Genomic DNA, 23556 nt, shown 5'->3' with positions numbered 1-23556 from the left:
AATGTCTAAGAGAGTTATTAGCTCTTCCCTTCCATCTTATCTTTCAACGCTTGAAGATCAGCATTAACATCACCAATAGTAGTGGCGTTGTCTTTGTTTTGCGAAGCTGATTTCTTAGCAGCCTGCTTAACGATTTTTTGCTCTTCTTCTTTGTGAATTACCATATGAGAAGCTACCACTCTCTTGAATTCTTTGTTGAACTCAATGATCTGGAATTCTGCTTCTTCACCTTGTTTAAGTTTAGAACCATCTTCTTTCTCCAGATGTCTCTGTGGAACGAATGCAGTAATATCCTCATTAAAGTCGATAGTTGCTCCTTTGTCTACAATCTCAGTGATCGCAGCAGTATGTTTTGTTCCAACTCCAAAGTCAGCTTCATACTTATCCCAAGGATTATCTTCGATCTGCTTATGACCAAGACTTAGTTTTCTACCATCTACATCAAGTTCCAGAACTACAACTTCAAGCTTATCACCTACGTTTGTAAACTCAGATGGGTGCTTGATCTTCTTAGTCCATGAAAGATCAGAGATATAGATAAGTCCGTCGATTCCTTCTTCTAACTCAACGAATACTCCGAAGTTAGTGAAGTTACGAACGATACCTTCATGTCTTGAACCAACAGGATATTTAGTAGTGATATCAGTCCATGGATCCTGGCTCAATTGCTTGATACCAAGAGACATTTTTCTGTCTTCTCTATCTAAAGTAAGGATTTGAGCATCAACCTCATCACCAACATTTACGAAATCCTGAGCTGAACGCAAGTGCGTGCTCCAGGACATTTCAGAAACGTGGATAAGACCTTCAACACCTTCAGCAACTTCAATAAATGCACCGTAATCTGCGATTACGACTACTTTACCTTTCACGTTGTCACCAACCTTAAGTTCTTCGCTAAGAGCATCCCATGGGTGCTGGCTAAGTTGCTTAAGACCTAATTGGATTCTAGACTTAGACTCATCAAAATCAAGAATTACAACGTTAAGTTTTTGATCTAGTTCAACGATCTCATTTGGATGGTTGATTCTAGACCAGCTAAGGTCTGTAATATGAACAAGTCCATCAACACCTCCAAGGTCAACGAATACACCGTAAGAAGTAATGTTCTTAACAGTACCTTCAAGTACCTGACCTTTTTCAAGCTGTCCAATGATCTCTTTCTTCTGCTCTTCGATATCTGCTTCGATAAGCGCTTTGTGAGAAACAACAACGTTCTTAAACTCGTGGTTGATCTTCACAACTTTGAATTCCATGTTCTTACCTACGTAAGCATCGTAATCACGAATTGGTTTCACATCGATCTGCGATCCTGGAAGGAAAGCTTCGATACCAAATACGTCTACGATCATACCACCCTTAGTACGACATTTAATAAATCCATTTACAACAAGACTTTCATCATGTGCAGTATTCACTCTTTCCCATGCTTTGATCACTCTCGCCTTACGGTGAGAAAGGATTAACTGACCAGTAGAATCTTCACGAACGTCGATAAGCACTTCTACTTCATCACCTTCTTTAAGATCTGGGTTGTAACGAAATTCGTTTAGAGAAATAACACCTTCACTCTTTGCATTGATATCTATGATTGCATCACGATCTGTAATATTAATTACTTTTCCTGTTACAACCTCGTCATCTAAAGTGTCAACGAAATTTTCAGCTACTAATTTTTCAAATTCTTCCAGCTTCTTATCGTCGATAGGATCAATACCTTCTTCGTAGTTGTGCCAGTTAAATTCTTCTAGAAATTTCTCAGGGTTTGCCTGTTGCGTTTCTGCGTCAGGTTGAGACTCATTTGCCATACCGGCAACATCTTGTACTTCAATTTCCTGAGATTCTTTGTTTGTGTTTTCTTCAGCCATTACTGACTCCTAAATTTGTATTCTGTGTTTCTTCGGAAATCTTTCAGCAAAACAGAAACTACAGAAGTTGTTTATAGTTTTGATTTTCAACCCTTTTTGGATTCCCGGTATTCTGCCAAAAAGGAGTGCAAAAATACAACTTAATTTATATAATTCAAACCCCTACTCCTCTATTTTTAAGCAGATGTAGTTTTCTTGAAAAAGATGTGTGTAATTAAAATGAGTATCGTGTAAAAAAGACCTAGAGTTGCCACTCCTTCCCAATGGAAAAGCTCCCAGGCATATGCTCCCGTTATGGTTCCCAGTGCACCGCCAGCAAAGTATCCTACCATATAGATCGTATTTATTCGATTGCGTGCATCCTGATTCCTGGAAAAAATAATATTCTGATTCGTAATGTGCAGCGTTTGCAAGCCCATATCTACCAAAAGGACTCCTATTACCATACCTATTATCGAATTGCCTGAAAACTCGAAAATCACCCAGGCTAAGAGCATGATAAGGGTGGCCAGAGTGATCAAATTGTTCTTATTCATACGGTCGCTGAGTTTACCAATTACAGTGGCCGCCAATGCCCCTCCTATTCCCAGCAACCCGAATGCTCCGGCGATACCGCTTCCATAATTGAAATTATCTTCCATTACAAAAACCAAAGTAGTCCAGAAGGCGCTGAAACCTGCAAATCCAAGTCCTCCTCTCACCGCAGCAAGTCGCACCGGACTTTCGGTTTTGAAATAATGCCAGGTAGATTGCATGAGTTGTTTGTAGGAACCTTTAAAATCGGGTTGAAGTTCTGGTAACTTCAATTTTAGAAGTAACCAAAGTATTAGCATCATGCCGGTTGCGCCATAATACATGGCACGCCAGCCAAAATATTCCCCTACGTAACCGCTAATGAATCTACTTCCCAGAATTCCAATAAGTAATCCACTCATTACGATACCAATGGCACTACCCCTGTTTTCCGGGTTTGCCAACTGCGCCGCCATAGGCACAAATACCTGCGGTACCACGCAAGAAAAGCCAACAACAAATCCTGAGAATATTAAAATTGGTAAACTCGGAGCTATTGCCATAGCGAGAAGACTAATAATGATCACAATAAAGTCTACCATCACCATTTTCTTCCTGGGAAATTTATCTCCTAACGGAATTATAAATAATAATCCAAAGGCATATCCAAGCTGAGTAAATAATGGAACATTACTCACTGCTGCTTCAGAAACACCGAAGTCAATCGCAATTAAATTTAATAAGGGTTGATTGTAGTAGTTATTGGCTACTACCAAACCGGCACTGGCAGACATTAAATACAGTACCGATTTACTTATGCCTCTGTTCTCAGACATTTATTCAGACAATCTGTCTTCTACAATTTTTAATATCTGGTCGAATTGCTCTTGAAGATCCAAGTCTGAATTATCAAATTCCACAGCATCATCAGCCTTTATAAGCGGTGAATCTTCACGAGTAGAATCCATAAAATCACGATCCTTTACATTTTTTAAGACCGCGTCAAATTCCACTTCATCCCCTCTTTCAATAAGCTCATCATATCTTCGTTGTGCTCTTTTTTCAGTAGAAGCTGTCATAAAGATCTTCAGTTCAGCATCTGGAAAAACTACGGTCCCTATATCGCGACCATCCATCACAACACCCTTTTCTTTTCCCATTTCCTGCTGCTGGTCTACGAGTAATTTTCTTACATCAGATACAGCTGCAACTTTACTCACCTGTTCCGAAACTTCCATATATCGAATTTCCTTCTCGACATTTTCACCATTAAGATACATTTCAGCAAAACCTTTCTGTTCGTTGAAAACAAATTTCAAACTCACAAAAGGAAGATGCCTGATAATTGCTTCTTGATCAAAATTAGTATCAGAGACGAACAGTTTTCGCATCATATACAATGTTACCGCGCGGTACATGGCGCCGGTATCCACATATACATAATTTAATTTTTTTGCCAGTCCTTTTGCAACAGTGCTTTTACCTGTGGAAGAAAAGCCATCTATAGCGATTGTTATTTTCTTACTCATATTCTTGAAACTTCTAATTACAAAGGTAAATTTTAAAGCCTTTACCTCATCATTATATAAAAGAAAAGCCCCGAAAGGGGCTTTATCTGGATCTATAACTTCTTAGCGTTCTTTACCGCCTGCTTGGTAATGGCAATTTCTATGACATCGCTTATATCCCTTACATAATGAAAGGTTAGACCTTTTAAATATTCGTCCTTGATCTCCTCAATATCACGCTTATTTTCTTCACAAAGAATAAGTTCTTTGATTCTGGCTCTCTTGGCTGCTAGGATCTTCTCTTTGATTCCGCCAACAGGAAGAACCTTCCCTCTTAAGGTGATCTCGCCGGTCATGGCAATACTCTTCTTCACCTTCTTCTGAGTAAATAGCGATACAAGAGAAGTAAGCATGGTGATACCTGCACTTGGACCATCCTTCGGGGTTGCCCCTTCCGGAACGTGTATGTGTACATTGTACTTTTCAAAAATTGAAGCATCTATTCCAAGATCGTCTGCATTCGCTTTGATATATTCCATAGCAATGGTGGCCGATTCCTTCATCACTTTCCCAAGGTTTCCGGTAATACTAAGATTTCCTTTGCCTTTAGAGAGAATAGATTCAATAAACAAAATATCACCACCTACCTGGGTCCAGGCAAGTCCGGTAACTACACCTGCAACATCATTGTTTTCATATTTATCCCGCTCCATTTTAGGACTTCCAAGAATTTCAATAATATCTTCATCGTTCAATTTGATATTATATTCATCTTCCATCGCAATGTTCTTAGCTGCGTATCTAACCACTTTGGCTATTTGTTTCTCCAGAGATCGCACTCCAGATTCCCTAGTATAACCTTCAACAATTTTCTCAAGTTGTTTTTTACCCACTTTGAGGTGTTCTGCAGTTAGACCGTGTTCTTCTAATTGCTTCGGAAGTAAATGTCTTTTTGCGATCTCTACTTTCTCCTCAATGGTATAACCTGTTACGTTGATAATTTCCATTCGGTCTCTTAGTGCCGGCTGAATTGTATTCAATGAATTACAGGTAGCAATAAACATTACCTTGGATAGGTCAAATCCCATTTCAAGGAAGTTGTCATGAAATTCTGAATTCTGTTCAGGATCCAGTACTTCGAGTAATGCTGAAGAAGGGTCTCCCGCATTTCCCATACTTAATTTGTCGATCTCATCCAGAACAAAAACAGGATTACTGGTTCCAGCTTTCTTCAAACTTTGAATAATTCTACCTGGCATAGCACCAATGTAGGTTTTTCTATGTCCGCGTATCTCTGCTTCATCTCGTAGGCCACCCAGAGAAATCCTGACATATTCTCTGCCCAGTGCTTCCGCTACAGACTTTCCAAGAGAAGTTTTACCAACTCCTGGAGGTCCGTAAAGACATAAAATTGGAGATTTCATATCATTACGCAGCTTTAAAACTGCAAGGTATTCAATGATCCTTCTTTTTACATCATCAAGACCATAATGATCCCTGTCAAGAATTTTCTTGGCTCTTTTTAGATCAAATTTATCTTTACTAAACTCGTTCCATGGAAGATCCAGGAACAGGTCCAGGTAATTTCTTTGTATGGAATATTCTGCAACCTGCGGATTCATACGTTGCATTTTGGAGAGTTCTTTCTCAAAATGATTTTTAACATCCTCATCCCATTGTTTGTCTTTAGCGCGATCACGCATTTCCACAATTTCACCTTCGTGAGAAACACCCCCGAGTTCTTCCTGGATCGTCTTCATTTGCTGGTGAAGGAAATACTCTCTCTGCTGTTGGCTCATATCACTTTGAACCTTACTCTGAATGTCATTTTTGAGTTCCAGTTTCTGGTTCTCCGTATTCATATGCTTCAGCGTGGAAAGTGCTCGCTCCTTAAGATCGTTCATCTCCAGTAACTTCTGCTTTTCAGAAACAGATAGAGACATATTGGAAGAAACAAAATTGATCAGGAAAGAATTACTTTCTATGTTCTTGATCGCAAAAGAAGCTTCCGAAGGAATATTTGGACTCCCTTTAATAATTTGAAGTGCAAGATCCTTGATTGACTCTATGATCGCTCCAAATTCAGCATTATCCTGCTCAGGACGATTATCAGGAACCTCAGCAACGGTGGCATTCATATAAGGTTCTTCGGTCACCACCTGGGTGATCTGGAAGCGTTTTTTACCCTGAATAATTACTGTTGTATTTCCATCAGGCATTTTTAACACCCTTAGAATACGTGCAACTACTCCAACCTTATTAATATCCTTAGAAGTTGGATTCTCTACTTCCTCATCCTTCTGCGAAACGACACCAATAGTCTTGCTTCCATTATTTGCTTCATTAATAAGCTTAATAGAAGCGTCTCTACCCGCCGTAATAGGAATCACAACTCCTGGAAATAGAACCGTGTTTCTAAGAGGTAGAATTGGTAAGGTTTCAGGGAGATCTTCTTTATTTATTTCTTCTTCATCTTCAGGTGTCATTAAAGGAATCAATTCTGCATCTTCATCTATTCCCTGAAATGACAAACTGTCAATATTCGTAAACTTTGTTTTAGCCATAATTATATTTAAGTCAAACTGTCACCAGATTAAATTTCATTAATTTGGTGACGTTCGTTAAAAGCCTTGAAATGCAATGCATTGGGGCTTTCTATAGATTTGCAGTATCAAATATTCAATTCCTATGCCACGCCTCATATATAAATTTATTTTCAGAAAGTGTAACAATCTTCAAATAGTTCCATCTTTAGTATAGAAACCAGACATTAATTGACACCAACCATCACACATATTAATGATCTTGTTGCTCGTTGCCGTAAAGGAGAACAACGAGCGCAGATGGAAATCTATGACCGGTATTACAAAGCAATGTACAACACCGCGTATAGGATTACAGGACATTCTGCTGAAGCTGAAGATATTATGCAGGAATCATTCTTAAAAGCCTTTACACGAATAGATAGTTTTAACGAGGAGGCCACCTTTGGAGCCTGGCTAAAACGTATCGTGATCAATCAAAGTATCACTGCTTTGAACAGATCTAAAAAGCTGGCGGAGGTATCTTATAATGATGAACTCAAAAATGAAGAGGACTCTGGTGGGTTGGTTATCGATGCTAACACCAATGATAAAGTGAAATTAGTACTGAATGCATTGAAGAATTTGAAGGAAAACTACAGGATTTGTCTAATGCTACATCTTATTGAAGGATATGATCATGAAGAAATTAGTGAGATTATGAAAATCTCCTACGGAAATTGTAGAACGATGATTTCCAGAGCTAAAGAAAGTTTAAGAAAAAAAATTGCAGCAACATGAAAGTTAATGAATTTAAAGAATTCTTCGAGTCTGCAAATTTTGACATCGAGGAACCGCAAACAGACCATCGCGATAGGTTTGCCCGCAAGCTGGAAAGAAGTAGAAAGTCAGAAAAAGCTGGAAGCAACTCCGGAAAGATCTGGTCAGGATTATTAAGCATCGCTGCAGTATTGGCTTTAGTGCTGTTATTATCCAATAATTTCAACCAGGCAAATCAGTCAGACCTGGCTAGCATTTCTCCTGAAATGAAGCAGACGCAGCAGTTTTATTCAGGATTAATTGATAAAGAACTCATAGCTTTAAATGCCGAAGCTACTCCTGAAACGCAGATGATCATCAAGGATGCCCTTCAGCAATTAAAAAAACTGGAAAATAGATATAAAAGAATGGAGAATGATCTTCTAGAAAGTGGAAAGGATAAAAGAGTCATACACGCCATGATTCAAAATTTCCAGCAGCGAATAGATCTATTGAGTGAAGTATTAGAACAAATTGAAAACATCAAATCATTAAACAATCAAAATTATGAAAGCAATACTATCTAGCATCCTTTTTCTCATGGTGCTCGTTACCAACATGTACCCTGAAAGCAAATGTACAGAGCCTGAAGTTACGACCGAAGCTTCTGTTATTGAAGGAGCCAAACACACCAGAAAAAAGACGATCAAGAAGGAATTTAACGTAAAGGCCAACGGTGATCTTAATATCAACAATAGTTACGGGAACATCGATATTGTTACCTGGAAAGAAGATCGGGTTCTTATTGAGGTTACCATCAAAACCAATGGGAATGACGAGGATGATGTGGAAGACAAACTCGATGATATACGAGTGGAATTTGACCAGAATTCTTCTGGAGTGACGGCAACTACCAAATTCTCTAAGGAAAATAGGTCCTGGTGGAAGAATATTTTTGATGGATTCGATAATGTTAATATGGAGGTGAATTATGTGATTCGCGCACCAGAGAACAACAATCTTACTCTTGATAATAATTACGGCGGAATCTACATTGACAAAACTTTTGGTAATACTGATATCAATTGCGACTACGGAAAAATAGATGTGGGTGAGTTAAATGGTCGCTCTAATATTCTGAATTTTGATTATAGCAGAAGCAGCCGGATTGGATTTGTTACCAATGCTGAAATTGATGCCGACTATTCAGATTATGAAATTGGGGAAGCTGAAGAATTATTGGTGAATGCAGATTATACCAAATCCCGAATTCGCAAAGTTACCAAGCTGGATTTCAACTGTGATTATGGAAGTATCGAAGTAAATAAAGTAAAGGTGCTTATTGGAAATGGCGATTACTTAACAACCAAAGTGGATAGAATATTCACCTCTGCAGACATCAACCTGGATTATGGATCCTTGCATATCGAAAAAATAGTCAACGGTACCGAATCTGTAAATATCGATACCGATTACGCAGGAGTACATTTAGGGTATGATAGGGAAATGACATTTAGTTTTGATGTAAAGACCAGTTATGGGGGTATTAACGGAACAGAGGATCTGGATGTTCGCCGTACCAATGAAAAAAACACTAGTAAATCCATCTCTGGAAATTATGGTTCTGGTGCTGGAGCAAGGATCGATATCTCCACCAGTTATGGTAGCGTAAAATTTAGCAAAGAATAATGAATCATCAATTAAAATACCTATTATGAAAAAAGTACTATTACTATCAGCCTTATTCCTTCTTGCCTTCACCTCTGCCCACGCACAATGGGGCAGTAAAAAAATTCGCGGAAACGGAAATATGGTGACTGAAACCAGGAATACTTCAGATTATGAAAAAATTCATGTGGTAGGATCCATGAATGTTAAATTAGTTTCGGGAACAGAAGGAAATATCAAAGTTGCTGCAGAAAGCAATCTTCAGGAATATATACTTACGGAAGTAAAAAATGGTACGCTTAAAATTTCTACAGAAAAAGGGGTGAATCTTCAAACTAGAAAGGATCTGCTCATTACTGTTCCTGTAAAGAGTGTGAATGATATTTCACTTACTGGCAGCGGGGATATCTGGACACAGGATCAACTTTCAGAAGAAAGATTGAGCGTGAGTGTTACAGGTTCCGGAGATATGGTTCTGGATATACAGACAAATTATTTGAAAGGTCATGTAACCGGGTCTGGTGATATAAAGATTAAAGGCAGTACTGACAATTTTGAATGCAACGTAACTGGAAGTGGTGATTTCGATGCATTTGATCTAAGAGCAAAAAATGTGGAAGCAAGAGTTTCAGGCTCCGGGGACGTTATGGTTTACGCTTCTTCAAGTTTAAAAGCAAATGTTAGTGGTTCAGGAGATATCGTATACAAAGGTGATCCTGAAAAACAAAGTTTTAAAACAAACGGTTCTGGAAGTGTTTCCAACTACTAATAAGTATCAAAATTGCTGAAATTTTAAAACCTGTCTTCTGGCAGGTTTTTTATTTTTGGATGCTTTTTAGGGACACGCATTAATAAAAATACTCCGGCAATAAAGAAAACGACCAGGAAAAGAATTGAACTTCTAATACTACCGGTAATTTGAGCTACCAGACCATACATAAACATCCCAATCACTATCCCGATCTTTTCAGCTACATCGTAAAAACTAAAATAACTGGCTGTATCTATAGCATTCTCTGGTAACATTTTGGAATATGTGGACCTGGATAGTGATTGAATTCCGCCCATCACCAAACCAACCGAAGCTGCTGCTACATAAAACTGTTGCGGAGTTGTGATGAAATAAGCATACCCACAAATTGCTATCCAAATCAGGTTGATAAAAATCAGGATCTTGACATCTCCATATTTAATGGCCAATCGCGAGGTTAGAAAAGCTCCAAGCACCGCTACAAGCTGAATCAATAGAATACTTATAATTAACCCTGTGGTTGCATCCTGTTCTCCCCATTCCAGTTCTTCGATCCCAAAATAAGTCGCGATCAACATAATGGTTTGAACAGCCATACTGTAAACAAAGAATGCCACTAAATAACGCTTCAATTGTTTATTCTGATTGATCTTGTACCAGATACCTTTCAATTCCCTGAATCCATTGAATAGTACATTTTTGGTAAGTCGGGCTTTTTTATTTCCTTTTGGAAGATAGTAATAGGTATACTGACTAAAAGCGATCCACCACACTCCGGTTAGTACAAAAGAAAGTCGGGTAGGCAAACCTTCATCTTCAAAACCAAACCATTTGTATTTTAGGATCATAACTAGGCAAAGGACAAGTAGTATCACGCTTCCTAAATAGCCCAAAGAAAATCCCTTCGCACTTGCTTTATCCTGTTGATCGTTATAGGCGATATCTGGCAAATATGAATTATAGAAAACCAGGCTGGACCAAAAACCAATAAGAGCGAGAAAGTAGCAAAGTAAACCGAACCAGAGATTCTCAAGATTGAACCAGAACAAACCTATGCATGATACGGCTCCGAGATAACAGAAGAATTTCAGGAAGTTCTTTTTGTTTCCAATATAATCAGCAATACCAGAAAGGAAGGGACTAAGAAAACTAACCACAAGAAATGCAGCGGCTGTTATGTAACTAATTAGGGTATCATTATTCCAATTGAAACCCAAAAAGCTCACCGTATCGCTGATCATATTCCCTTCGGAATCTTTTACAATTGTTAGAGCACCATAAAATATTGGAAATATCGCCGAGGAAATTACCAGGCTGTAAACTGAATTGGCCCAGTCGTAAAATGCCCATGCATGAATTAATTTTTTGCTGCCTTTAGGTAATTGCTTCATGCACTAAAAATAGAAAAAGCCACCGAAACCGGTGGCTTTTCAATTTTAATTTTGAGATAACTTATTTGAAAGTTGTTGATCCGTATTTTTTCGCTTCAGCAATAGCTTCAGGAGCCCACTGAGTCAAATTACTGATTCTTGTTGCATTTGAAGGGTGAGTGCTTAAAAATTCTGGTGGAGCCTGCCCGCCACTATTAGCTTGCATTCTTTTCCATAATTCTGGAGCTTCTCTTGGATCATAACCGGCAATTGCCATAAGAGTTAAGCCAATTCTATCAGCTTCAGATTCATGACCTCTACTAAAAGGAAGCATTACTCCTACTGTCGTACCTAATCCATATGCCTGAGCAAAGATTTGTTGCGTACTTTCACTACGACCACTTACAGCTACTGTTCCAGCTACTGCTCCTAATTGTTGTAATTGTGCTGCACTCATTCTTTGAGCACCGTGATCTGCAAGGGCATGGGCGATCTCGTGAGCCATAATTGTCGCCAGACCATTTGTATTTTGAGCTTCGTCCAAAATACCTGTATATACGACAACTTTTCCACCAGGCATGGCAAAAGCGTTGGCCTGATCATCTTTAACCAGGTTGAACTCCCATTTAAAGTCATTCATAAAGCCTTGGTAACCGTTCGCGTTCAAATATCTTTCCGCAGCAGTTACAATATCTTCTCCAAGTCTTTTAACCTTTCTGGCTTCTTCCGTATTATTTACGACTTCCGCTTCATTCAGAAATTGATTGTATTGTTCAAAAGAAGTTGGGAACAATTGATCATTGGAGACAAAATTTAAATTTTTCTCTCCTGTAAAAGGATTGGTCTTACATGAGACCACCATAAGCAGTACACTTAAACCTAATAAGGCATTCTTAATTTTCATATCGTTGGTTTTTGATACCTAAAAGTACAAAAGCAGCAAACCTGCTCGAGTTGAATTAAGTATGATTTAACAATAAAAGCAGTTTCAAAAACAATACCATTGTTGATATTTGCAGCATTTACAAGACTTTCAAAGCATTTTTTAAACAGTATGTGAAAGCCGACTCACGACCTGAAGACATCCAAAATGACTCAAAATACTAAAGACAGCATACCGGTTCAAAGACTATTGGTTCCGCAGTATATTCTAACTACATCCCAAATTCTAACGAAAGTAAGTCCGTTTCTTGCCAGCAGGTTTGCAGCGAAACTGTTTCTTACTCCTTTCCGTTACAAACTTCCGGAGAGAGAAAGGGAGATGGATGAGAACACAGAGCAGGAAAAAATGATAGTTCCTTCAATGAACCGCGAGATCGTGACCTACAAGTATGGAAAGTCAGATAAGAAAGTTCTGCTGGTTCACGGTTGGAGTGGCAGAGGAACTCAGCTGGCTAAAATCGCTTCAGCATTAAAAGTCATGGGCTATCAAACTATAAGTTTTGATGCTCCAGGACATGGAAAAGCCGATGGGAAAATGAGCATGATGCCTTTCTTTATTGAAGCGGTAAAATTTCTGGATAATAAATATGGTCCTTTTGAAGCTGTTATTGGTCATTCTCTTGGGGGTATGTCTTCTCTTAGAGCAATTAAGGATGGATTAAAAACCAACAAGTTAATATTGATTGGAACGGCAAATAACGTTACCGAGATCACCAGAAACTTTGCTGCGAACATGAAAATGAACGATAAGGTCGCCAGGAAGATGAAGGCATATCTGGATAATAAATTTAAACAGGATATGGACGCACTTTCTGGTGCAGAATCTGCAAAAGAAGTATTTACTCCTACTCTTATTATTCACGACGAACATGATGTGGATGTTGAAGTGAATTCGGCTTACGAGATTGATGAGGTTCTGGAGAATAGTGAATTAATGATCACGAAAAACCTGGGACACCGCCGGATACTAGGTAATCCTGAGGTAATTAACAAAATTACAAGTTTTATAGCGGCACAATAATTGTAATTTTAAAGAAAAAGTAAATGATGAAAAAGTTTTTAATACTAAGCCTTATGGCGACGTTTCTGTTTAGTTGCAATGGAAACGCTCAAAAAGATTCTTCAAAGGAAAGTTCCAAATCGTACGAGGTAACTAAGTCCCAGGAAGAATGGAAAGCTGGATTAACTTCACAGGAATATGCAGTTTTGAGAGAAGCCGCTACAGAGAGACCTTATAGTAGTGATCTGCTGGATATCAAGAAACCTGGAATCTTTGTGTGCGCTGCTTGTGGAAATGAGTTATACGAGAATGAGCATAAATTCGAAAGCGGTACCGGATGGCCAAGTTTTGATCGTGCGATCGATGGTGGTGTGGCTTATGGAAGTGATTCTAAATTAGGATACCAGCGTGATGAAGTGCATTGTGCTAAGTGTGGTGGACATCTAGGTCATGTTTTTAATGACGGTCCAAAGGAAACTACGGGAAAAAGACATTGTATCAACGGAGTCGCTATGGACTTTGAACCAAGAAAATAATCATATGAAAAAGTATAATATTGAGAGGACCGAAGAGGAGTGGAAAGAAAAACTTTCTCCAGAACAGTATAGAGTTTTAAGAGGAAAAGGAACTGAAGCGCCTCATACAGGTGAATACAATCTTCATTTCGAAGATGGCGAGTACCAGTGTGCGGCCTGCGGAGAGCAGTTATTTGAAAGTGATGCAAAGTTTGAAAGTGGATGTGGATGGCCAAGTTTCGATAATGCGATTGATGGAAAAGTAGAGTATATTCAGGATAGAACATTCGGAATGATACGTACTGAAATCCTTTGTTCTAACTGCGGAAGCCATCTTGGCCACGTTTTTGATGATGGTCCTACAGAGACCGGCCAGCGCTTTTGCGTGAATTCGGCCAGCATCAACTTTAATCAATAACTAAATCCAATTTATCATGAAAAAATTACTATCACTTATTTTAATAGCAAGTACGATCGTCGCATGTTCTTCAGACGGTGAAGTTGGACCTCCAGGACCTCCGGGACAGGATGGTGTAGATGGGCTGGATGGTCTTGGATATACTTATGAAAGAACAATTGATTTTGAGTATTTAGCCGATGTCAATTATTACTCACAAGTATTTGACATTCCAGACGAAGTGGCTACATTCGAACCGGAATCAGATGCAGTTTTAATTTATCGCTTGGAAATTTTAGATGCAGAGGACGGTGGCACTATAGATTCATGGAGCCAAATTCCTCAAAATTTCTTTCTGAATCAAGGAACAATACAGTATGTTTTTAATTACACTGTTTCGGATATAGAAATAATAATAGATGGGAATTTTGATTTGAGCGGTCTTAGCAGTCAATTTACAGAAAATCAAACCTTCAGAATTGTAGTTCTTCCATCTGCTACGTTTGAAGCCAACGCAGATGTTGATTTTTCAAATTTTGAGCAGGTACAGAAACGTTTCGGTTTAGATCTTAAATAGTTTAAAGTTCTAGTTACAAATTTACAACAACAGCCCATCAGTATTTGATGGGCTTTTTTCATTTTATAATGGGTCTTCTCAGCTTTTAGTTTAAACTGAAATTCCTTAAATTCGCAACTTCGTTAACCGAATCAAAATATTCTGAATATGACTAAATATGATATTATAGTTCTAGGTAGTGGCCCAGGTGGATATGTAACTGCCATTCGTGCTTCTCAACTAGGTTTCAAAACCGCTATTGTTGAGAAGGAAAGTCTTGGTGGAGTTTGTCTTAACTGGGGATGTATTCCAACCAAAGCATTATTAAAAAGTGCTGAAGTTTTTGAATACCTGAAGCATGCTGAAGACTATGGTTTAAAACTTGAAAATCCAGATAAGGATTTTGATTCGGTAGTAAAACGAAGCAGAGACGTTGCCAATGGAATGAGCAAAGGTGTTCAGTTCCTAATGAAGAAGAACAAAATTGATGTTCTTGAAGGTTTTGGTAAACTTAAATCTGGTAAAAAAGTAGAGGTTACCGACAGTAAAGACAAGAAAACTGAATACCAGGCAGATAATATCATCATTGCAACTGGAGCTAGATCAAGAGAATTGCCAAATCTTAAGCAAGATGGTAAAACAGTGATCGGTTACCGTGAAGCAATGACTCTTAAAAAGCAGCCAAAGAAGATGATCGTGGTTGGTTCTGGAGCGATTGGGGTGGAATTCGCGCACTTCTATAACTCTATGGGAACAGAAGTAACGGTGGTGGAATATCTTCCTAACGTTGTGCCTTTAGAGGATGAAGAAGTCTCTAAGCAATTTGAAAGAAGCATCAAGAAAGCTGGCATCAAAGTAATGACGAATTCTTCAGTAGAAAGTGTTGAGAAGTCTGGAGATAAAGTAAAAGCTAAAGTAAAGACCAAAAAAGGAGAAGAAACTCTGGAAGCAGACATAGTACTTTCTGCAGTTGGAATTAAAACAAATATTGAAAATATTGGCCTTGAAGATCTTGGGATCAAGACAGACAAGGACAAGATTCTTGTGAATGATTTTTATCAAACAAATGTTTCAGGAATTTACGCAATTGGAGATGTTGTAGCCGGACCAGCTTTGGCGCATGTTGCTTCTGCGGAAGGAATTCTTTGTGTTGAAAAGATCAAAGGAATGGATGTAGAACCACTTGACTACGGAAATATTCCTGGATGTACTTATGCTACTCCGGAAATTGCTTCAGTTGGAATGACTGAAAAGCAGGCAAAAGAAGCTGGTTATGAACTGAAAATTGGAAAATTTCCATTTTCAGCTTCAGGAAAAGCGAGCGCGTCTGGTAAAAAAGATGGTTTTGTGAAGGTGATCTTTGATGCTAAGTATGGTGAATGGTTAGGTTGCCATATGATTGGTGCCGGTGTAACCGATATGATCGCAGAAGCTGTTTTAGGTAGAAAGCTGGAAACTACAGGTCATGAAGTACTAAAAGCAGTTCACCCGCACCCAACAATGAGTGAAGCGGTAATGGAAGCTGTAGCTGCTGCTTACGATGAAGTGATCCACTTGTAAGAAGCAAACTTATTATATAATAAAACCCGCCTTCAAATGAAGGTGGGTTTTTTGCTTTATGGCAATAAAGTAAATTTGCAGCGAATCGATATTTTCATCGTTTCTATGAATTAATAAGTTTATTTCAGCTCAGCGAAATAGATACTATTTCGAAATTTTACTTCGGAAGAAGATCACAAAAGCAGAATTCCGTATCCCAGGATTTTTCAGTATCGCTATGACAATCATCTTCATCTTCCGCAGAAGAATAGGATCGCTTTACCTTCTCTCCTATTTCAAATTCAACAGGTTTTTTAAAAATTGGTCCGTCGTAAACAAAGGTGTGAAACTCTCCATTTTCTCCGCAGGGATCAACATTCTCCGGTAGATCAGTTACAAACTCTTTATCGATAAGTCTTCCGCAGAAAAAATCATCGAGCACTTTAGAGTTGGTACAAACTACGATCGCTTTAAAATTGAGATCGATAAACTGCTGAAGCAATTCTTTTGTATTGAGTTTCCATAAAGGAAATACCGCCTGAATGTTAGCTTTTTGTAGTTGCTCTTCACGATAGGTTCGTAGATCCTCAAGAAATATATCACCAAAAATGGCGTGAGAATAATCTTCTGACTTTAATAGTTTTGTAGCTTCAGCCATCTTCTGATTATAGGTTTCCATTCCCGCATTAGCAGGAAGTTCTATAATTTGTAAGTCCATTCCCATGCAATGAGCCTGTTCTATTAGCAATTCTCTGCGCACGCCGTGCATGGTGACTCTATCAACATCTGCACTTAGACTCGTTACCAGCTTTCCAACTTCCAGCTCGTTGTTCTTCCGGGCGTAGTACAAAGCCATTGCAGCATCTTTTCCACTGCTCCAGTTGATATAAGCTTTATTCATTGTCCTTTAAAAAACTTTGAATGGCCAGGTCATAACTTTGCAGACCAAAACCAACAATAATGCCTTTCGAGTTCGGTGATATATACGATTTATGCCTGAAATCCTCACGGGAAAAAGTATTGGAAATATGGACTTCCACCACCGGAATATTGATTGCTGCGACTGCATCACCAATTCCTACTGAAGTATGAGTATAAGCAGCTGCATTAAGGATGATACCATCAAAATCTTCCTGTCCTTTCTGGATCATATCTATAAGCTCTCCTTCAATATTGGTTTGATCGTAAGAAAGCTCAATGTTTCTAAATTTGAACTGAAGTTCTGAAAAGTAATCTTCAAAACTTTTGCTTCCGTAAGTATCAGGCTCCCTGCTTCCCAGCAGATTGAGATTAGGCCCGTTTAATATTAATAATTTCATAAGGTGAAAATAATCAATTCTGAAGAAAAAGATCAGAATAGACTAAGCTGTTCTAAAATGATGTTTTAAATTTGAAATTTAAAGGCTGCAGAGGTAAATACTGCACTGGAGAAACTGCTTTCCCCCGAATTTAAATTCTGAAAACCAAAAAAGTAATTGGCTTCTAAATAGGTGTTTTTATTTACTTCATAATCTACGCCAAGACCTGTGGTAAAATCATAGTCTCTTTTACCGTCAATACTTGAATGGATGATCTCCTGACCACCCGACATTATTGAAAAGTCTGAATTCCCTAATTGATATTTTAAATTATATCCCATAATATCTGTCTTACTGCTCGGGTTCTCATACCTTACTTGGTGAGGCTGTAATTTCAAACCCGGCAATATTTTCCCAAGATCAAAAGTATCAGCTTCCAGGTTGTTATCATTGTAATATTTCACCTGTCCCTGCTGACCTTCAAAATTGATTTTAGCACGATTTTCTTCAGGTGTTAACGGAGATTCTTCCCTTTCTTGAGCCACTAGACTGTAAGAACATATAGCAAGGATCAATAAGATATTAGAAGATTTCAGCATAATTCAATAGGTTTTAGTAGTCGAAAGCGTAATACCAATAATAACGAAATTGATTCAGGTTTATTCTAAAAAAAAAGCGAAGATTTAATCTTCGCTTTAAAATTTAATGTTTTCAATGTATTAGAATATTTAACCAACTGCTATCATCAATGAATTGATTCCTTCTTTGAGGTCATTAAAAATCTGAAGTTAATGATCTTTGAATTTATTGGTCGCTTCGTGATAGTATGTAGCTTCGAGGAAAAAATGTTCGTTAGTATCATATCCAAGTCCAAAACCCAGATCAACACCAAAATCCTGATTGTGTCTAACGCGTTCTTCATCAAAAATTATAGATGCCTGTGGCCCACCCTGAAGATAGGAACCGGAATTAGCAATTTTGTATTTCAACATCAGCGGAACATTTAACATATTGGATTCATGTGAGTTTGAATAATTGAAACCGGGCACAAGACTTAATGATTCACTAAGGCTAATATTCAGAAAAGCACCAACATAGTATCCGGATTCACTGAGATTGTAATTATAAATTTTATCTTTTACGTAATAGATTAAATTTCAATAAACAGCTATAACTCCAAAACAAGTTTCTTGGGCGAAAGATGAAAAAGTAGGGTTCTTAAATCCTGCCATCATCATGATTTTTAAACATAGGTTTATAATTTAATGAGGTTAGTATGTATAACAGGGAAAACGCAGCTTTTTCTGAAATATCACCGACTAACGTTTATAAATAAAAAAACCGAAGAGAATCTCTTCGGTTTCAAGACTTTAGAAAAGAAAAATTTAGAACTTATAGCCTACTCCAAAGGTGAACGTATTTAAATTCAGCTTGAAATCATCGCCTGTCTCCCTGATCCTATCTGTGAATCGGTTGGTGAGTTCAAGTGCATACTTAGCTTCAACGAAGAAATTCTCATTGATCTCATAACCTATGCCAAAACCTGCATCAACACCCACTGTGTTCGTAAATTCACCTGGATCCTCTTCGAGGTTCAATGTTGCCTGAGGACCGGCCTGCAGAAAGACTCCAGAGTTCGCGATATGGTACTGTGCCATCACTGGAATAAACAAAAGACTGGTCTCTTCTACATTTCCATAGTTTACACCAGGAACGATATGCCATGATTCGTTCAATTCGAAGTCGGCAATAACTCCAATGTAAAAACCAGATCCGTCATCAGAAAAACTTACAGTTTCTTCGCTTACTTTGAATTCGGCATTTAAATACCCAGCAGTTAAACCAAAAGTTGATTCCTGCGCAAAGGATGATAATGATAGCATGGTAAATGCCATCGCACACAAAATTGCTTTTAACATTACTTGATTGAATTTGTAGTTAGCCGCCAAAACTAATAATATTATATACCTGCAGAAATTTTCCTTCAAATATTTTGACAAAAAAAAAGCGGACAACGTCCGCTTTGTTTTTACTGATTTTTCTATAGACTAGAACTGGTATCCAATACCTGCCTGCCAAACTGAATTGTGAGCATCAGATCCATCAAATACTTCGGTAAATCCGTAAGTATATCTACCCTGTATAAAGAATCCACTATTAAGCTTGTACTCCAAACCTGCAGCACCGCCTATTTCGAAATCCTTCACCTGATCTTCAAGATCGATATCACCACCGTTCTCTGTTGGAGAATAATCAATTTCTTCATTCACATTAAAGTTGAAAGAAGGACCAGCCTGAACACTCAAACCATCAGTAACGTATACTTTGGCAAGTACCGGTACCTGGATATAATCTAATTGGTATTCAATATTGTCATCAATATCGAAAATGTTGTCTTCATCGATCGAAGCAAAATCGTATCCCTGAGCGGAGTATAATACCTCTGGCTGAATAGATAGTCTGTTTGCAACAGGAATTTCAGCAAGAACACCAACGTTAAAAGCTGTTCTATGACTTGGATCCTTAAAGTAATCTCCAGTTACGGTAGAAAAGTTTACACCACCCTTCACACCAAAACTCCAACTTTCCTGTGCGAACGAATTGGATACAAATCCCATCAATGCAACGGCTACTAATAAAACTGTTTTTTTCATCATTATTAATTTTTATTTCCGTCAAAAGTAGGGTACAACCTGTTAACAAAAAGTTACGCAAGCATAAAGTATTATTAAGACTCATGCCCCGCAATTACTATCTTTAACACATGAAATGGGAGCATGCCTTAAAGGATTATACCAATTACCTTAAGCTTGAACGTGGATTATCAGATAATTCCATTTCGAACTATCAATTGGACGTACGAAAACTTCAGAAGTTTCTTAATGTTAATGAAATTGAAGTTAGTCCCGGTCAAATTTCCGAAGAGATCATTCAAAAGTTCATTTATAATGTTTCTTCAAGCCTAAATGCCCGCTCTCAATCAAGATTAATTTCCGGCTTGAGAAGCTTTTTCGATTACCTGGTCTTTGAAAATTACCGGGAACAAAATCCTCTGGAACTTATTGAATCTCCAAAGACCGGACGAAAACTTCCCGATATTATATCTACGGAAGAAGTTGATAGAATTATACAGGCGATAGATCTCGGTAAAACTGAAGGCGAAAGAAATCGCGCCATTATTGAAACCTTATACGGCTGTGGATTGCGTGTTTCTGAACTTACCGAACTTAAATTGTCTGATCTTTTCTTCGACGAAGGATTCATTAAAATAACCGGTAAAGGGAACAAACAGCGGTTTGTTCCTATTTCAGAGTATACCATAAAATATATCACTCTCTATAAAGATGAAGTTCGTCCACATCAGCCAATAAAAGACGAATACAACGATACACTTTTCCTGAATCGTAGAGGAAGGCAATTAACCCGGGCTATGATCTTCACGATCGTAAGAAAACTCACTGAGGAAGCCGGTATTAGCAAAAAAGTGAGTCCGCATACCTTTCGCCATTCCTTTGCAACCCATCTACTGGAAAATGGGGCCGATCTAAGAGCCATTCAGCAAATGTTAGGACATGAGAGCATTACTACTACTGAAGTCTATGTACATGTAGACAGATCGCATTTGAGGGAAGTCATGGAAAGCTTCCATCCACGCCGATAGATATTAAAGTTCTGCTAAACCAATTTCAAGACTTTTCGCTCCCTCCACAAATCCTTAACTTCATAAAAAATTGAATTATGAAGACTTTAAAATTTAAGAATGGAGATTATATGGATGCCATAGGTCTTGGAACATGGAAATCTGAAAAAGGTGAAGTAGCGAATGCAGTAAAGATTGCTTTGAACAATGGATATAAACACATTGATTGCGCCGCCACTTATGGCAATGAAGCTGAAGTTGGTGAGGCATTTGATGAAGTTTTTGGCAAAGGTGATATCAAACGTGAAGATCTATGGATTACTTCTAAACTATGGAACAATGACCACAAAAAGGAAGATGTCATCCCTGCCCTAAAACAGACTCTAAAAGATTTACAGCTGGAATATCTTGATCTTTATCTTATTCACTGGCCGGTAGCTTTTAAACCTGATGTATCATTTCCTGAAAAAGCAGAAGATTTCTTATCTCTGGAGGAAGTACCACTCATAGAGACCTGGAAAGAAATGATTAAAGCAAAAGAGCAAGGCCTGGTAAAGCATATTGGAGTTTCCAATTTTAGTATCGAAAAACTGGAAGAACTTATGAACGATACCGATCATGCACCTGAAATGAATCAGGTTGAACTTCATCCTTATTTGCAACAGGATAAGCTTTTGGAATTCTGTAGTAGAAATGGGATTAATGTCACTGGTTATTCTCCGCTAGGTAGTGGTGATCGTAGCGATGAAATGAAAGCTGATGACGAACCTTCTCTGCTTGAAAATCCTGTGATCAATAAAATTGCTAAGAAACACGGAGCTTCCGCCGGACAGATCCTGATCAAATGGAGCGAGCAAAGAGGCACTGCTGTGATTCCAAAGTCCACTAATGAAGGTAGGATCAAGGAAAATCTACAAAGTGCAGGTTTCCAACTGGATGAAGATGATTTGAAACAGATCGCAGATCTTGATGATCACTTTAGATATGTTACGGGGAAATTCTTCGAGATGGAGGGAAACTCGTATGAGAACATCTATAATGATTAAGAGTACAGAACAAAAAAAAAGGCCGTTCGAAAGAACGGCCTTTTTTTATTTATGCCTTCAACGTTTATTTTGCAACATTGACTGCTCTTGTTTCCCGAATCACAGTGATCTTCACCTGTCCTGGATAAGTCATATCTGTCTGGATCTTCTGGGAGATCTCGAAAGATAAGTTCGCAGCTTTATCATCAGAAACCTTTTCGCTTTCAACGATCACTCGAAGTTCACGTCCAGCCTGGATCGCATAAGCTTTCTTCACTCCGCCAAAACCAAAGGCTATCTCCTCAAGGTCTTTTAAACGCTGAATATAAGAATCAAGCACCTGTCTTCTTGCTCCAGGTCTGGCACCACTAATGGCATCACAAACCTGAACGATTGGTGATAATAGTGAATTCATTTCGATCTCATCGTGGTGAGCTCCAATAGCATTACACACTTCCGGCTTTTCGCCATGCTTCTCTGCCCATTGCATTCCAAGGATCGCGTGAGGCACTTCAGTTTCCGTTTCCGGAACTTTACCAATATCATGCAGTAATCCCGCTCTCTTAGCTAATTTTGGATTTAAACCAAGTTCTGAAGCCATTACTCCACAAAGTTTGGCAACTTCTCTCGAGTGTTGCAGCAGGTTCTGTCCATAAGAAGAACGATATTTCATTCTTCCTACCATTTTGATCAATTCTGGCTGTAAACCATGAATACCAAGATCGATGACAGTTCTTTTACCAATATCAATGATCTCTTCTTCGATCTGTTTGCGTGTTTTCTTAACTACTTCTTCAATACGTGCTGGGTGAATTCTACCATCGGTCACTAACTTGTGCAGTGATAATCTAGCAACTTCTCTACGAACAGAATCGAAACAACTTAAAATGATTGCCTCTGGAGTATCATCAACGATGATCTCAACTCCTGTTGCTGCTTCCAAAGCTCTAATATTCCGACCTTCACGACCAATAATTCGGCCTTTCACGTCATCACTTTCAAGGTTGAATACTGAAACGCAATTATCTATAGCTTCTTCAGTTCCAATTCGCTGGATAGTGTTGATGATGATCTTTTTCGCTTCCTGCTGCGCAGTTAGTTTAGCTTCTTCAACCGTATCCTGGATCAATGACATCGCATCTGCCTTGGCAGTATCCTTCAGTGATTCTATAAGTTGTGCTTTAGCATCTTCCGCAGAAAGTCCGGAGATAACCTCCAGTTGCTGCACTTTACTATTATGAAGTTTATCGATCTCTTCCTGGCGCTTATCTAAATAATCTACACGATGATTATAATCTGCAAGTTTACCTTCAAGATCTTTGTTTAGCTTTTTATTCTTGCTTAGCTCATTAGAAACATGAGACTCTTTATCCTTGATCCTTTTCTCAGCATCACCAATCTTCTTATCCCTGGATAAGATCACTTTTTCATGCTCAGACTTTAATTCAATAAACTTTTCTTTTGCCTGTAGAATTTTATCTTTTTTAATGCTCTCCCCTTCTGCTTTGGCTTCCTTCACGATGGAATTTGCCTCTTTCTTTGCACTGGCGATCGTATTAGAAGCCTGTTTCTTTTCAAGCATTTTTGCAATTGCAAAGCCTAACGCGAGGCCCACAACTGCTGCAACAATTATTATCAGTATTTCCATTTATATTGAATTAGATGTAAAAAAAAAGCCTGTATTA

General features: G+C 38.3%; 24 protein-coding genes. 11 read left to right on the top strand and 13 right to left on the bottom strand.

What is annotated here, in order from left to right:
* Positions 1-17: 17 nt before the first annotated feature.
* The 4 genes from rpsA to lon form a co-directional block, all read right to left on the bottom strand.
* Positions 18-1868 carry a 30S ribosomal protein S1 gene (rpsA, locus tag ACSHZO_RS14960; RefSeq protein WP_141877568.1) on the bottom strand — a complete coding sequence of 617 codons (1851 nt, stop codon included), beginning with the start codon at positions 1866-1868 and terminating at the stop codon, positions 18-20.
* A gap of 176 nt (positions 1869-2044) precedes the next feature.
* A complete protein-coding gene (locus tag ACSHZO_RS14955) occupies positions 2045-3217 on the bottom strand; it encodes an MFS transporter (RefSeq protein ID WP_298248222.1) in 1173 nt (390 codons plus the stop codon).
* Positions 3218-3910, bottom strand: coding sequence for a (d)CMP kinase (gene cmk, locus ACSHZO_RS14950; protein ID WP_298248221.1), 693 nt, complete (start codon positions 3908-3910; stop codon positions 3218-3220).
* 92 nt (positions 3911-4002) lie between these two features.
* Entirely contained in the window at positions 4003-6453 is a 2451-nt protein-coding gene (gene lon / locus ACSHZO_RS14945) for an endopeptidase La (protein WP_298248220.1), read from the bottom strand.
* A gap of 210 nt (positions 6454-6663) precedes the next feature.
* On the opposite strand from lon, the gene ACSHZO_RS14940 reads away from it, so the two are divergent.
* Genes ACSHZO_RS14940 through ACSHZO_RS14925 form a run of 4 tightly spaced genes read left to right on the top strand, consistent with a single transcriptional unit; the run spans position 6664 to position 9607 of the window.
* Positions 6664-7212 carry an RNA polymerase sigma factor gene (locus tag ACSHZO_RS14940; protein ID WP_298248219.1) on the top strand — a complete coding sequence of 183 codons (549 nt, stop codon included), beginning with the start codon at positions 6664-6666 and terminating at the stop codon, positions 7210-7212.
* The gene (locus ACSHZO_RS14935; RefSeq protein ID WP_298248218.1) at positions 7209-7757 is read left to right on the top strand and encodes a DUF4179 domain-containing protein; all 549 of its coding nucleotides are present in this window, start codon (positions 7209-7211) and stop codon (positions 7755-7757) included. Before ACSHZO_RS14940 ends, ACSHZO_RS14935 begins: the two co-directional genes overlap by 4 nt.
* Positions 7738-8859 carry a hypothetical protein gene (locus ACSHZO_RS14930; protein ID WP_298248217.1) on the top strand — a complete coding sequence of 374 codons (1122 nt, stop codon included), beginning with the start codon at positions 7738-7740 and terminating at the stop codon, positions 8857-8859. Before ACSHZO_RS14935 ends, ACSHZO_RS14930 begins: the two co-directional genes overlap by 20 nt.
* A 25-nt stretch (positions 8860-8884) precedes the next feature.
* A complete protein-coding gene (locus tag ACSHZO_RS14925) occupies positions 8885-9607 on the top strand; it encodes a head GIN domain-containing protein (RefSeq protein WP_298248216.1) in 723 nt (240 codons plus the stop codon).
* 23 nt (positions 9608-9630) lie between these two features.
* Here the strand turns inward: ACSHZO_RS14925 and ACSHZO_RS14920 are convergent, their stop codons facing one another.
* Entirely contained in the window at positions 9631-10980 is a 1350-nt protein-coding gene (locus ACSHZO_RS14920; protein ID WP_298248215.1) for an MFS transporter, read from the bottom strand.
* A gap of 61 nt (positions 10981-11041) precedes the next feature.
* Positions 11042-11863 carry a M48 family metallopeptidase gene (locus tag ACSHZO_RS14915; protein WP_295182675.1) on the bottom strand — a complete coding sequence of 274 codons (822 nt, stop codon included), beginning with the start codon at positions 11861-11863 and terminating at the stop codon, positions 11042-11044.
* A 186-nt stretch (positions 11864-12049) separates the two neighbouring features.
* Here ACSHZO_RS14915 and ACSHZO_RS14910 point away from each other — a divergent pair, with 186 nt between their 5' ends.
* The 5 genes from ACSHZO_RS14910 (at position 12050) to lpdA (ending at position 15929) form a co-directional block, all read left to right on the top strand.
* Positions 12050-12922: an alpha/beta fold hydrolase gene (locus tag ACSHZO_RS14910; protein ID WP_298248214.1), complete on the top strand. Its 873-nt coding sequence runs from the start codon at positions 12050-12052 to the stop codon at positions 12920-12922.
* A gap of 26 nt (positions 12923-12948) precedes the next feature.
* Positions 12949-13437 (top strand): peptide-methionine (R)-S-oxide reductase MsrB, encoded by a 489-nt coding sequence (gene msrB / locus ACSHZO_RS14905; RefSeq protein ID WP_298248237.1) that lies wholly within the window; start codon positions 12949-12951, stop codon positions 13435-13437.
* A 4-nt stretch (positions 13438-13441) separates the two neighbouring features.
* On the top strand, positions 13442-13834 hold the full coding sequence (msrB, locus tag ACSHZO_RS14900; protein WP_298248213.1) for a peptide-methionine (R)-S-oxide reductase MsrB: 393 nt from the start codon (positions 13442-13444) through the stop codon (positions 13832-13834).
* Between the two features lie 16 nt (positions 13835-13850).
* Entirely contained in the window at positions 13851-14390 is a 540-nt protein-coding gene (locus ACSHZO_RS14895) for a hypothetical protein (protein ID WP_298248212.1), read from the top strand.
* Between the two features lie 147 nt (positions 14391-14537).
* A complete protein-coding gene (lpdA, locus tag ACSHZO_RS14890; protein ID WP_298248211.1) occupies positions 14538-15929 on the top strand; it encodes a dihydrolipoyl dehydrogenase in 1392 nt (463 codons plus the stop codon).
* Positions 15930-16086: 157 nt separating this feature from the next.
* Here lpdA and ACSHZO_RS14885 read toward each other — a convergent pair whose 3' ends face one another.
* The 6 genes from ACSHZO_RS14885 to ACSHZO_RS14860 form a co-directional block, all read right to left on the bottom strand.
* Positions 16087-16809: a diphthine--ammonia ligase gene (locus ACSHZO_RS14885; RefSeq protein ID WP_298248210.1), complete on the bottom strand. Its 723-nt coding sequence runs from the start codon at positions 16807-16809 to the stop codon at positions 16087-16089.
* A complete protein-coding gene (aroQ, locus tag ACSHZO_RS14880; protein ID WP_141877553.1) occupies positions 16802-17227 on the bottom strand; it encodes a type II 3-dehydroquinate dehydratase in 426 nt (141 codons plus the stop codon). Before aroQ ends, ACSHZO_RS14885 begins: the two co-directional genes overlap by 8 nt.
* Positions 17228-17292: 65 nt before the next feature.
* Positions 17293-17805, bottom strand: coding sequence for a hypothetical protein (locus ACSHZO_RS14875; RefSeq protein ID WP_298248209.1), 513 nt, complete (start codon positions 17803-17805; stop codon positions 17293-17295).
* A gap of 189 nt (positions 17806-17994) precedes the next feature.
* On the bottom strand, positions 17995-18255 hold the full coding sequence (locus tag ACSHZO_RS14870) for an outer membrane beta-barrel protein (protein ID WP_435067374.1): 261 nt from the start codon (positions 18253-18255) through the stop codon (positions 17995-17997).
* A 336-nt stretch (positions 18256-18591) separates the two neighbouring features.
* The gene (locus ACSHZO_RS14865; protein ID WP_298248207.1) at positions 18592-19125 is read right to left on the bottom strand and encodes a porin family protein; all 534 of its coding nucleotides are present in this window, start codon (positions 19123-19125) and stop codon (positions 18592-18594) included.
* A 129-nt stretch (positions 19126-19254) separates the two neighbouring features.
* The gene (locus tag ACSHZO_RS14860) at positions 19255-19860 is read right to left on the bottom strand and encodes a porin family protein (protein ID WP_298248236.1); all 606 of its coding nucleotides are present in this window, start codon (positions 19858-19860) and stop codon (positions 19255-19257) included.
* A gap of 110 nt (positions 19861-19970) precedes the next feature.
* On the opposite strand from ACSHZO_RS14860, the gene xerD reads away from it, so the two are divergent.
* Together xerD and ACSHZO_RS14850 are read left to right on the top strand one after the other, a co-directional pair.
* On the top strand, positions 19971-20867 hold the full coding sequence (gene xerD, locus ACSHZO_RS14855; protein WP_298248206.1) for a site-specific tyrosine recombinase XerD: 897 nt from the start codon (positions 19971-19973) through the stop codon (positions 20865-20867).
* A 77-nt stretch (positions 20868-20944) separates the two neighbouring features.
* Complete coding sequence (locus ACSHZO_RS14850; protein ID WP_298248205.1) at positions 20945-21892, top strand: aldo/keto reductase; 948 nt, start codon at positions 20945-20947, stop codon at positions 21890-21892.
* 64 nt (positions 21893-21956) lie between these two features.
* Here the strand turns inward: ACSHZO_RS14850 and rny are convergent, their stop codons facing one another.
* Positions 21957-23519 (bottom strand): ribonuclease Y, encoded by a 1563-nt coding sequence (gene rny, locus ACSHZO_RS14845; RefSeq protein WP_141877546.1) that lies wholly within the window; start codon positions 23517-23519, stop codon positions 21957-21959.
* Positions 23520-23556: the final 37 nt, after the last annotated feature.

This window comes from Christiangramia sp. 3-2217-3z, from assembly GCF_051195275.1.
Taxonomy (GTDB): domain Bacteria; phylum Bacteroidota; class Bacteroidia; order Flavobacteriales; family Flavobacteriaceae; genus Christiangramia; species Christiangramia marina.
This window is presented reverse-complemented; position numbering and strand designations above follow the sequence as displayed.